The organism is Aurantimonas sp. DM33-3, assembly GCF_014334315.1.
Taxonomy (GTDB): domain Bacteria; phylum Pseudomonadota; class Alphaproteobacteria; order Rhizobiales; family Rhizobiaceae; genus Aurantimonas; species Aurantimonas coralicida.
This window is the reverse complement of record NZ_JACSGS010000007.1, coordinates 72,932-84,146: the sequence shown is the minus strand read 5'-3', so window position 1 is coordinate 84,146 and position 11,215 is coordinate 72,932. Positions and strand designations below refer to the sequence as shown.

Below are 11,215 nucleotides of genomic sequence, written 5' to 3'. Positions count from 1 at the left end.
CCCGAAAGATTGGTGTCAGCGTGAGATCTTGAAGACCGCGTAAGGCCGTTCCTGCGGATTCAGCCACCAGTGCTGAATCTTGCCGTGCCAGGCGAACTCGCGTCCGTCGACCATGTCGGTGACCCGGACCGTGCCGTCGTCGGGCAATCCGAGCTCCCACATCGGCACCTCGAAGTGACCGCCCTGCGCCGAATGCGGATCGAGATTGACGAGGAACAGCAGGAAGGAGGAGCGATCCTGCGTCCGCTTGCCGTAATAGAGGACCTGGTCGTTCCAGAAATTGTAGAAGGCGAGGCTGCGGAAATCCTGCAGCGCCGGCTCCTCGCGGCGGATCCGGTTGAAGAAGGCGATGTCTTCGCGGATGTTGCCCTCGGCCTTCCAGTCGAAGGCGCGGATCTCGTATTTCTCGGAGTTGAGATATTCTTCCTTGCCCGGCACGGGCAGGAATTCGCACAGCTCGAAGCCGGAATAGACGCCGTAATTGCCGCCGAGCGAAGCCGCCAGCGCCAGCCGGGTCTGGAAGCCGGGGCGGCCGCTGACCTGCAGATAGACCGGGTTGATGTCCGGCGTGTTGACGAAGAAATTCGGCCGCATGTACTCGGCGCATTCTTCCTGCGTCAGTTCGGTCAGATATTCGGCCAGCTCCGCCTTGGTGTTGCGCCAGGTGAAGTAGGAATAGGACTGGTTATAGCCGACCTTGGCAAGCCGCTTCATCACCTTCGGCCGGGTGAAGGCCTCGGCGAGGAAGATCGCGCCGGGATCGACGCGGCGTACCTCGGCGATCATCCACTCCCAGAAGGGGAACGGCTTGGTGTGCGGATTGTCGACGCGGAAGATCCGCACGCCCTTGTCCAGCCAGAACAGCACGATGTCGCGCAGGGCGTACCAGATCGACGGCAGCGCGCCGCGGTAGAAATGGACGTTGACGATGTCCTCGTACTTCTTCGGCGGGTTCTCGGCGTATTTGATGGTTCCGTCCGGCCGCCAGTCGAACCATTCCGGATGCTCCCTGATCCACGGATGGTCGGGCGAGCACTGGATGGCGAAGTCGATGGCGACCTCCAGCCCGTGGTCGCGCGCTCGCGAGACCAGCCGGGCGAAATCCTCGAAATTGCCCAGCTCGGGATGGATGGCGTCGTGGCCGCCCTCGGGCGAACCGATGGCATAGGGGCTGCCGGGATCGGTCGGGCTGGGCGTCAGGGTGTTGTTGCGGCCCTTGCGGTTGGCGGTGCCGATGGGGTGGATCGGCGGGAAATAGAGGACGTCGAAGCCCATCTCCTGGATGTCGGGCAGGCGGTCGATGACGTCGTCGAAGGTCCCGTGGCGATCGACATCGCCGGACTGGGAGCGCGGGAACAGCTCGTACCAGGCGGAGAAGCCCGCCGCCGTGCGATCCACCCAGACCGGGACGTTGCCCGGATAGCGCGAGAGGTTGGTCCGCTGGCCGGCGACGGCCAGCAGCGCGATCGTCTCGGGGTCCTGCAGCAGATGATACTGGCCGTCGGCGTCGCCTTTGGCCTGCAACGCTTCCAGCTTCTCGTGCAGCCGCGAGATCCCGTCCTGTTGCGCCCCAGTGCCCCGGCCGGACTCGCGGGCCGCGCGAACCAGTTCGCGCCCCTCAGTCAGTTCCAGATCGGTCAGCTTGCCGGCATCGCGCTTCTTCTTCGCCTCGTCACGCCACGTCGCGTGCAGATCGCGCCAGGCAATGACCGAGAAACGATACGGACCCGGCTTCTCGAAGACGATCTCGGCCGACCAGCGATCGTTCTCGACGAAGATCAGCGGGGTCTCGTCCCAGTCCTCGGTATCGGCGGCCCCGTAGATTACGGCGGCGGCGATCTTGTCATGGCCGTCGGAAAAGACGTCCGCCTCGACGACCAGCGGTTCGCCCTCCAGCCGCTTCACCGCGAAACGCCCGCCATCGATTTCCGGGGTGACCGTCTCGATCGCGATGCGGTTCTGCGCGAGCGCCAGGAGGGCCGCCTCGCCGGTCGGAGCCTCTGCCGCCTTGCGGGACGTACGGGATGCGCGCGCGGGCTGGACTGCCTTGGCCATGAAAATCCTTCCCCAGATCGGAAAACCGTCCCCTCGACATTGGAGGGCGGCATCGAAGTCGACAAACGCGCCCGGTGCGGTATCGATCCCCTCTCCCGCGGTTCCTTTCGCGGTGACGGCAAAGCGACCGGGCATCGCCGCCGTCGAAGAAGAAAGCCGCCTGCAGGCGCAATGTTCCGTCCCGCCCCGCATCCGTTGCAGGCGGGACGGCCCGGTCAGGCGGTGGCGGCGCGGATGGTCTGGCGCTGCTCGCCCAGATGGGTGCCGCCCAGGGTGACGATGTCGCCCGGCTTCAGGAAGACCGGCGGTTTCATTCCCATGCCGACACCGGGCGGCGTGCCGGTGGTGATGATGTCGCCAGGCATCAGCCGCATGAATTGCGAGATGTAGGAGACCAGGGTGCGGACCCCGAAGATCATCGTCGCGGTGGAGCCGGTCTGCATGCGCTCGCCATTGACGTCGAGCCAGAGATCGACGGCCTGCGGGTCGCCCAGCGTGTCGGGCGTCACCAGCCAGGGGCCGAGCGGGCCGAAGGTCGGGGCGCTCTTGCCCTTCATCCACTGGCCGCCGCGCTCGATCTGGAAGCTGCGCTCGGAAACGTCGTGGCAGAGGCAGAAGCCGGCGACGTGATCCATCGCATCGGCTTCCGAGACGTAGCTCGCCTCGTCGCCGATCACGATGGCGATCTCGACCTCCCAGTCGAGCTTGTCGGAGCCGCGCGGCACGACGACGTCGTCATGGGGACCGACGATGCAGGAGGGCGCCTTGTTGAAGAGGATCGGCTCCTTCGGGATATCGGCGCCGGTTTCCTTGGCGTGGTCGCTGTAGTTGAGCCCGACCGCAATGAAATTGCCGACCCGGCCGACGGGCGAGCCGATGCGGTGCGACGGGTCGGCCTTGGCGAGGCTCTTGGGGTCGATCGCCCGGATCCGCTCCATCTGGGCCCGGCCGAGAAACTCGCCGGCGATGTCGCCGACATCCTCCGACAGATCCCGCAGCACGTGATCGTCGTCGATCAGTCCCGGCTTCTCGTTGCCGGCCTCGCCGTATCGTACCAGTCGCATCCGATGTTCCTCTGCTGTGCAACCATAGTGTCTCGGGTTACACTTCCGTTCTCATCAGCTAGCCTTCTGGAACTCGTTCTCAACGGCTGCGCCATGGATAAGCGATCTGCATACCTCGTCGACGGACGTTTGAGTGATGTCATTGCGGCCATTCAGACGATGGGAACCTACAAGTCCTACAAGATGTCACCGGCCTGTTGGGCCGATCGCATCAACGGCGATAAATCGCAATCTGAACATTGGGTGCGCGTTTTCGAGGATCATCCGGAGTTCTTCCGCTTTGACTCGGCGCGGAAGCGCGTGTCGCTTGTTGTCAGACGCCAGCGTCCTAAGCGGTTCGATCTTCTCAAAGAGGCGACCATTACAAGGGAAGAATTCTACAGCTACACGGATGAGAAGAAGAACCAAGTATCTCGCTTACCTTTGAACAGTTCCGAATGCGAAACTCTAATGGATATCGCTATCAGCCTGCACCGGAATGCGGTTGAGGAAAAGCGGGACCGCCGCTGGTGGATCCCCTTGGTTATGTCGCTGGTAGGTGCGTCGATCGGTGCGGTGGCGGCATTCCTCGCCGCAATGATCGGGTCGCAATGAACAATCTGCACCGACGCGACTGCTATTGCGCGGTCTCACCTCGGTCGCCCCCCAACGGAGCTGCCAGATCGGCGCGCGGCGGCAGCGTGCGTGCGGGCGACCCGCGATCATAGGCACGGCGGCCCTCGACATAGGTCGCGACCGTCGCCCGGTCGTCGCCGAGGACGATCAGCGCGAAGAGCTCCTCTTCCAGCGTCTCGACCCGCTCCATGCGCCGGCGCATGGCGGCGGTCGCGTGGCTGTCGAGAACGACGAAATCGGCCTCCATGCCCGGCGCGATCCGGCCGATGCGATTGTCGAGGCCCATGGCGGCCGCGTTGCCGGCGGTCAGCATATGGAAGGCGTCGAAGGCCGGCAGGCGCTGGCCGGCAAGGGCGAGCACCTTGTAGCCCTCGGACGCGGTCCGCAGCATGGAATAGCTGGTGCCGCCGCCAATATCGGTCGCGATGCCGGAAAGGATGCCGGCCTCGCGCATGCCGGCGAGATCGAACAGGCCGGAGCCGAGGAACAGGTTCGAGGTCGGGCAAAACACCGCCGTCGCCCCACCCGCCGCCAAGGCGCCGCGCTCGCGCTCGGACAGATGGATGCAATGGCCGAACATCGCCTTCGGCCGCACGAGGCCGTAGCGCTCATAGACCTCGGTATAGTCCTTGGACCAGGCAAACGCCTCGCGCACGAAGGCGATCTCGGCGGCGTTCTCGGACAGATGCGTCTGGATATGCAGCTCGGGATACTCGCCCGCCAGCGTCTCGCAGGCTTCCAGCTGCGCCTCGGTGGAGGTCGGCGCGAAGCGCGGCGTGATGGCGTAGTCGAGCCGGCCCTTGCCATGCCAGCGCTCGATCAGCGCCTTGGACTGCTGGTAGCCGGTCTCGGCCGTGTCGAGCAGCGCCGCGGGGGCGTTGCGATCCATCATCACCTTGCCGGCGACCATGCGCATGCCGCGCCGTCCGGCCTCGGCGAAGAAGGCGTCGACGCTTTCGGGATGGCTGGTGCAATAGACCCCGGCGGTGGTGGTGCCGTTGGCCAGCAATTCGTCGAACAGGAAGCGCGAGGCGGCCTCGGCGACGACCGGATCGCCGTAGCGGCTTTCCTCCGGGAAGGTGTATTTCGTCAGCCATTCCATCAGCTCGGTGCCATAGGAGGCGATGACCTGGGTCTGGGGCATGTGCAGGTGCGGGTCGATGAAGCCCGGCATCAGCAGATGCGGACGGTGGTCGACGAGGGTCGTGTCGGGCGACAACCGGCGCAGGATATCGGCCGCCTCGCCCACTTCGCGGATGACGCCGTTCTCGACGACGACGATGCCGTCGGCGACATAGCGCACGGCACGGGCCTCGCCCTCCTCGGCCGGATCGGCGTCGAACCACAGAAGCCGCGCCCGGAGCGCGGTGCCGCCACCGGGGCGCTTCACCGCGAGGCTCCCGCCACATAGAGGCCGGAACCCGAGGCGATCCAGGCTGCCAGCGTCTCGCGCTCGGCCGGCTCGAGACCGGTGACGTTGCCGGGCGGCATGGCATGGCTGCGCACCGCCTGCCGCTCGATCAGCGGCGCGAAGTGGATGATCTCGTCGGCCGTTTCCAGCCGCACATTGCCGGGCGCGTGGCCGATGCCGGGCCAGAGCGGTTCGTCGGCATGGCACATGGAGCAGCGCGCCATGACGATGGCCTGCGCGTCCTCGAAATGGGGCGAGGCCGCCAGCGCCAGCTGCGGGTCGCCGTCCCAGCGGCGGGCGGCGCTCTCCTCGGCGGCAGCGGCGGGTTCGTTGCTCCAGCCGGGCGCACCGGACAGGGTGATGACGGCGGCAAACAGCATGCCGGCGACGGCCCAGCACCACCAGAGCTGCCGGCCGGTCGCATGCATGGTGTTGAAGAAATGCCTGATCACCGCACCGATGAGGAGCACCAGCCCGGCGATCGCCCAGTTCCATTCGGTGGCGAAGGCCAGCGGGTAGTGGTTGGAGAGCATCAGGAAGATGACCGGCAGGGTCAGGTAGTTGTTGTGCAGCGAGCGCTGCTTGGCTTCCTTGCCCAGCCGCGCCTCCGGCGTGCGCCCTGCCTTAAGGTCGGCGACGACGATCGTCTGGTTCGGGATGATGGTCAGGAAGACGTTGGCGGTCATGATCGTTGCGATCATCGCGCCGGTGTGGAGCATGGCGCCGCGGCCGGAAAACACCTGCGCGAAGAGATAGCTCGCCAGCACCACATAGACGAAGAGCGCCGCCAGCAGCGCCGTGTCGTTGTTCTTCAGCGGCGACTTGCAGAGACCGTCATAGACCAGCCAGCCAAGCGCCAGTCCGCCGATACCGATGGCCGTCGCGCCCCAGACCGGCAGGTCGGCGCGGCTCGGGTCGATCAGATAGAACTCGGCCCCGACGTAATAGACCAGGAACAGGAGCGCCGCGCCCGACAGCCAGGTGGCGTAGCTCTCCCATTTGAACCAGGTCAGATCCTCGGGCATGTGGCCCGGCGCGACCATGTATTTCTGCACATGGTAGAAGCCGCCGCCATGCACCTGCCAGGCCTCGCCGCCGACGCCTTCCGGCAGCTCACGCGAGCGCCTGAGGCCGAGATCGAGGGCGATGAAATAGAAGGACGAGCCGATCCACGCGATAGCGGTGATCACATGCACCCAACGCACGGCGAAGCCCAGCCATTCGGCGAAATAGGTCCACATCGGCGAAACGTCCCTTACGTGAAAACGGCGGCGAAAGGTCCACAGGGACGCTCCGCCGCCGACAGGCTGGCCGGAACGGTCCGCGACGGGACCGCTCCGCAACTCAAGGCGTGATCAGTTCTGCACGCCCTCGACATACCAATCCATCTTGAGGAGGTCGCCGTCGGGGATGACCTCACCCTCGGCAGCGCGCTCCTCGCCGGCCTGATCCTTGATCGGTCCGGTGAAGATCTCGTAATTGCCGGCCTTGGTCTCGTCGACGATCTTCTGGGCGGCGGCCTTCACGTCATCGGGCATCTTGTCGTTGAACGGGCCCATCTCGACCTCGCCCTCGGCCATGCCGAGCCAGACATTGTCGGCTTCCCAGGTGCCGTCCAGCAGCGCCTCGACCCGCTTGACGTAATACGGACCCCACTGGTCGACGATCGCGGTCATGTGGGCGTTCGGCGCGAAGCTGGTCATGTCCCAGGCCTGGCCGAAGGCGATGGCGCCGGCCTCTTCGGCGGCCTGCAGCGGAGCCGGCGAGTCGGTGTGCTGGGTGATGACGTCGGCGCCCTGGCTCAGCAGCGCCTTGGCGGCGTCGGCTTCCTTGGCCGGGTCGTACCAGGACGAAACCCAGACGACCTGGGTGGTGAACTCCGGATTGACCTTGCGGGCCGCCAGGGTGAAGGCGTTGATGCCCATCACCACCTCGGGGATCGGGAAGGAGGCGATGTAGCCGGCCTTGCCCGTCTCCGACATCATGCCGGCGATCGTGCCGAGCACGGCGCGGCCCTGATAGAAGCGCGAATTGTACAGGCCCATGTTGTCCGAGCCGGTCTGGTAGCCGGTCGCGTGCTCGAACTTCACGTCCGGGAACCGCTTGGCCACCTTGATGGTCGGGTTCATGAAGCCGAACGACGTCGTGAAGATGATGTCGTTGCCTTCCTGGGCGAGCTGGCGGATGACGCGCTCGGCGTCCGGCCCCTCGGCGACGTTCTCGACATAGGAGGTCTCGACCTTGTCGCCGAGCTTCTCCTCGAGATATTTGCGGCCCTGGTCGTGGGCGTAGGTCCAGCCGAAATCGCCGATCGGACCGACATAGACGAAGGCGGCCTTGACGGTGTCCTTGCCGTCCTGCGCGAAGGCCGGCAGGGCGAAGGATGCGGCGGCGGCGAGCCCGACGGCTCCGGCCATCAGTCGGCGTCTGGTGGTGTCGAACATCTGGGACTCCTTTTCGTGTTCGTGAACGGGTTCAGGCACTGGCCCTGAAGGGTTGGCCGAGACAGGCCGGCGCCGCCGTACCGGCCCCGCGCCGGCCGGCGGAGATGATCGCCAGGACGAGCACCGTCGCCAGATAGGGAAGGCTCGCCAGAAGCTCGGGCGCGAAGAAATTGAGCCCGGCCGCCTTGGCCTGCAACTCCAGCGTGATCACCGCGCCGAAGAGATAGGCCCCGGCCAGCACCCGGCCCGGTCGCCAGGAGGCGAAGACCACCAGCGCGATGGCGATCCAGCCGCGCCCGGCGGTCAGCCGCTCGGCCCACATCGGCGTCAGCACCAGCGAATAATAGCAGCCGCCGAGACCCGCCATGGCGCCGCCGAACAGCACCGCCAGATAGCGGATCTTCAGCACCGGATAGCCGATCGAATGGGCGGCGCTGTCGCTCTCGCCGACGGCGCGCAGGATCAGCCCCGGCCGGCTGTGCTTGAGAAACCACCACACGCCGAGCGTCAGGAGAAGCCCGGCATAGACCAGCGGCGAATGGCCGAAGAGGATCCGCCAGATCGGGTCCGCCGACAGCGCGTCCGGAAAGACCGGGCCGAGCGGCGTCGTGGTGATGCCGACATAGGGTGCGCCGAGCAGCGCCGAGACGCCGGTGCCGAAGATCGTCAGGGCCAGTCCCGTCGCGACCTGGTTGGCCATCAGGCTCAGGGTCAGGACGGCGAAGATCAGCGCCGCGAGCGCGCCTGCGCCCATGGCGGCGACCGCGCCCACCGCCGGCACGCCGGTGACCGAGGCGACCGCGAAGCCGGTGACGGCGCCGATCAGCATCATGCCCTCGACGCCGAGATTGAGGACGCCGGACTTCTCGACGACGAGTTCGCCGAGCGCCGCGATCAACAGCGGGGTCGCGGCGGCGGCGACCGTCATCAGGATGGTGATGAACAGCGCAAGGGTCATGCGGTCGCGGCCTCCGCGCGGGTCTTGGTTGCGCCCTGCCCTGCCGCCGGCAGCGGATGGCCGGCGGCTGGCCGACGCCACGCCAGCCGGTAGCGCACGAGGATGTCCGTCGCCAGCAGGAAGAACAGCATCATCGCCTGGAAGACGCCAGCGGCCGCCGACGGCAGGCCGAGCGCCGTCTGGGCGCTCTCCCCGCCGACATAGGTCAGCGCCAGCACCAGCGCGGCGAGCAGGATGCCGAGCGGATTGAGCCGGCCGAGAAAGGCGACGATGATCGCCGTGTAGCCGTAGCCGGTGGGAAATTGCGGGACCATCTGGCCGAAGGGACCGCTGGCCTCGAGGATGCCGGCGAGCCCGGCCATGCCGCCGCCGACCATCAGCGCCAGCCAGACGGTGGAGGATTGCCGGAAGCCGCCATAGCGCGCCGCGCGCGGGGCAAGGCCGACGACGCGGATCTGGAAGCCGGTGATCGACCGGGCGATCAGGAACCAGGCGGTCAGGGCCAGCGCCGCGGCGATCGGGATGCCGAGATGGATCAGCGTGCCCGGCACGGCGACGGGCAGCGTCTGTGCCGAGGAGAACATCGCCGTCTGGGGGAAGTTGAAACCCATCGGGTCCTTCCACGGCCCGCGCATCAGATAATACAGGAGCTGGATCGCCACGTAGTTGAGCATCAGGCTCGACAGGATCTCGTTGACGTTCATCCGCGTCTTGAGAAAGGCCGGCACCGCCGCCCAGGCCATGCCGCCGAGGATGCCGGCGACGACCATCAGCGGCAGGACCCAGCCGCCGTCGAGATCGAGCGTGGCGAGCGCGATGCCGGTGCCAGCGAGGCCGCCGAGAATGTACTGCCCCTCGGCGCCGATGTTCCAGACATTGGCGCGAAAGCCGATGGCGAGGCCAGTGGCGATGATTGCCAGCGGCGCGGCCTTCACCAGCAGATCCTGCCAGCGATAGGGATTGAACAGCGGTCGCACGAAGATCTCGTAGACCGCCAGCGCGCCATTGTGGCCGAGCAGCGTGAACAGCAGCGCACCGACGACGAGGGTGAGGGCGACGGCGATCACCGGGGCGGCCAGCATCATGGCCCGGCTCGGCTCGCGCCGCGGTTCGAGGACGAAGGCCATCAGGCGGCTTGCTCCGCACCGACCGGCGGGTGATCGGCCTCGCCATGGACACCGCCCATCAGCAGCCCGACGCGTTCGACCGAAATGCCCTTCACCTCCATCGCATCCGACAGATGTCCCCCATTGATGACCGCCATGCGGTCGCAGAATTCCAGAAGCTCGTCGAGATCCTGACTGACCACGACGATCGCCGTGCCCTTGCCGGCCAGATCGACCATGGCCTGGCGGATGAAGGAGGCCGCGCCTGCGTCGACACCCCAGGTCGGCTGCGAGACGACCAGCACCGCCGGCTCCTGCATGATCTCCCGGCCCATGACGAATTTCTGCAGATTGCCGCCGGACAGGCTGGCGGCCGAGGCCGCCGGACCGGTGGCCTTCACCGAAAAGGCGTCGATGACCGCGGCGGCGAAGCGGCGCGCGGCCCCGGCGCGGATGATGCCGCCCGACACCAGCCCCTTGCGCCGGCGCGCCGACAGGATGGCGTTCTCGGCGAGCGAGAGCCCGGGCACGGCGGCATGGCCGTTGCGTTCTTCCGGCAGGGTCGCCAGACCGGCGACACGGCGCGCGGTCACCGAGAGGCGGGTGATCGGCGTATCGTCGAGGGTGATCGCCCCGCCCTCATAGTCGGCGCGTTCGCCCGACAATGCCGAGAGAAGCTCGTTCTGGCCGTTGCCCGCGACGCCGGCGATGCCGAAGATCTCGCCGGCCCGCACTGCGAAGGAGACGTCGGCAAGGCTGGTGCCGAAAGGCGGCTCGCCGGCCATCGACAGGGCTTCGACCACCAGCCGGTTGGCGCCGGAGCATTCGCCTTCGCGCGGCGCCAAATCCTTCAGGCTGCCGCCGATCATCAGCTCGGCCATGGAGCGCGCCGATTCCGCACGCGGATCGCAGGTGGCCACCACCTTGCCGCCGCGCAGGATGGTCGCCGACTCGCAGAGTTCCTTGATCTCGTGCAGCTTGTGGGAAATGTAGAGGATCGAGCAGCCCTCGGAGGCGAGGCGCCGCAGCGTGTCGAAGAGCTGCTCCACCTCCTGGGGCGTGAGCACCGAGGTGGGCTCGTCCATGATCAGCAGCTTCGGGCGCTGCAGCAGCGCCCGCACGATCTCGATGCGCTGGCGCTCGCCCACCGACAGGGTGTGGACGTAGCGGTGCGGGTCGAGGGTCAGCTTGTAGGTCTCAAGGACGTCGCGGACCGCGGCCTCCAGTTCGCGGCGCGGCGGCGGATTGTCCATGCCCAGCGCGATGTTCTCCAGCACCGTCATCGCCTCGAACAGCGAGAAATGCTGGAACACCATGCCGATGCCGAGCGCCCGCGCCTCGCGCGGCGAGTCGATGGATACCGCGTGGTCGTCGAAGGCGATCTCGCCCTCGTCTGCCTTCTGCACGCCGTAGATGATCTTGACGAGGGTCGACTTGCCGGCGCCGTTCTCACCCAGGAGGGCATGAATCTCTCCGGGCGCCACGGAAAACGACACCGCCTCGTTGGCGACAACGCCCGGAAAGCGCTTCGTGATACCGGAAAGCTGCAGCCGTGGCGCCAT

9 protein-coding genes are annotated in these 11,215 nt (G+C 66.8%); 1 reads left to right on the top strand and 8 read right to left on the bottom strand.

The annotated features are described in order from the left end of the window. Positions 1 to 15: 15 nt before the first annotated feature. Together H9Q09_RS11520 and H9Q09_RS11515 are read right to left on the bottom strand one after the other, a co-directional pair. A complete protein-coding gene (locus tag H9Q09_RS11520; RefSeq protein ID WP_210315323.1) occupies positions 16 to 2,055 on the bottom strand; it encodes an alpha-1,4-glucan--maltose-1-phosphate maltosyltransferase in 2,040 nt (679 codons plus the stop codon). 215 nt (positions 2,056 to 2,270) lie between these two features. Then, on the bottom strand, positions 2,271 to 3,119 hold the full coding sequence (locus H9Q09_RS11515; RefSeq protein ID WP_187391145.1) for a fumarylacetoacetate hydrolase family protein: 849 nt from the start codon (positions 3,117 to 3,119) through the stop codon (positions 2,271 to 2,273). 93 nt (positions 3,120 to 3,212) lie between these two features. On the opposite strand from H9Q09_RS11515, the gene H9Q09_RS11510 reads away from it, so the two are divergent. Next, the gene (locus H9Q09_RS11510; RefSeq protein WP_187391144.1) at positions 3,213 to 3,713 is read left to right on the top strand and encodes an N-carbamoyl-L-amino acid amidohydrolase; all 501 of its coding nucleotides are present in this window, start codon (positions 3,213 to 3,215) and stop codon (positions 3,711 to 3,713) included. A 22-nt stretch (positions 3,714 to 3,735) separates the two neighbouring features. Here H9Q09_RS11510 and guaD read toward each other — a convergent pair whose 3' ends face one another. The 6 genes from guaD to H9Q09_RS11480 form a co-directional block, all read right to left on the bottom strand. Beyond that, complete coding sequence (guaD, locus tag H9Q09_RS11505; protein ID WP_187391143.1) at positions 3,736 to 5,124, bottom strand: guanine deaminase; 1,389 nt, start codon at positions 5,122 to 5,124, stop codon at positions 3,736 to 3,738. After that, positions 5,121 to 6,386 (bottom strand): urate hydroxylase PuuD, encoded by a 1,266-nt coding sequence (locus H9Q09_RS11500; protein ID WP_187391142.1) that lies wholly within the window; start codon positions 6,384 to 6,386, stop codon positions 5,121 to 5,123. Before H9Q09_RS11500 ends, guaD begins: the two co-directional genes overlap by 4 nt. Positions 6,387 to 6,500: 114 nt before the next feature. Beyond that, positions 6,501 to 7,589, bottom strand: a complete 1,089-nt coding sequence (locus H9Q09_RS11495) for a BMP family ABC transporter substrate-binding protein (protein ID WP_187391141.1) — start codon at positions 7,587 to 7,589, stop codon at positions 6,501 to 6,503. A 31-nt stretch (positions 7,590 to 7,620) separates the two neighbouring features. Then, positions 7,621 to 8,547, bottom strand: a complete 927-nt coding sequence (locus H9Q09_RS11490) for an ABC transporter permease (protein ID WP_187391140.1) — start codon at positions 8,545 to 8,547, stop codon at positions 7,621 to 7,623. Beyond that, positions 8,544 to 9,674 (bottom strand): ABC transporter permease, encoded by a 1,131-nt coding sequence (locus H9Q09_RS11485; protein WP_187391139.1) that lies wholly within the window; start codon positions 9,672 to 9,674, stop codon positions 8,544 to 8,546. Before H9Q09_RS11485 ends, H9Q09_RS11490 begins: the two co-directional genes overlap by 4 nt. Beyond that, the gene (locus tag H9Q09_RS11480; RefSeq protein ID WP_187391138.1) at positions 9,674 to 11,215 is read right to left on the bottom strand and encodes an ABC transporter ATP-binding protein; all 1,542 of its coding nucleotides are present in this window, start codon (positions 11,213 to 11,215) and stop codon (positions 9,674 to 9,676) included. Before H9Q09_RS11480 ends, H9Q09_RS11485 begins: the two co-directional genes overlap by 1 nt.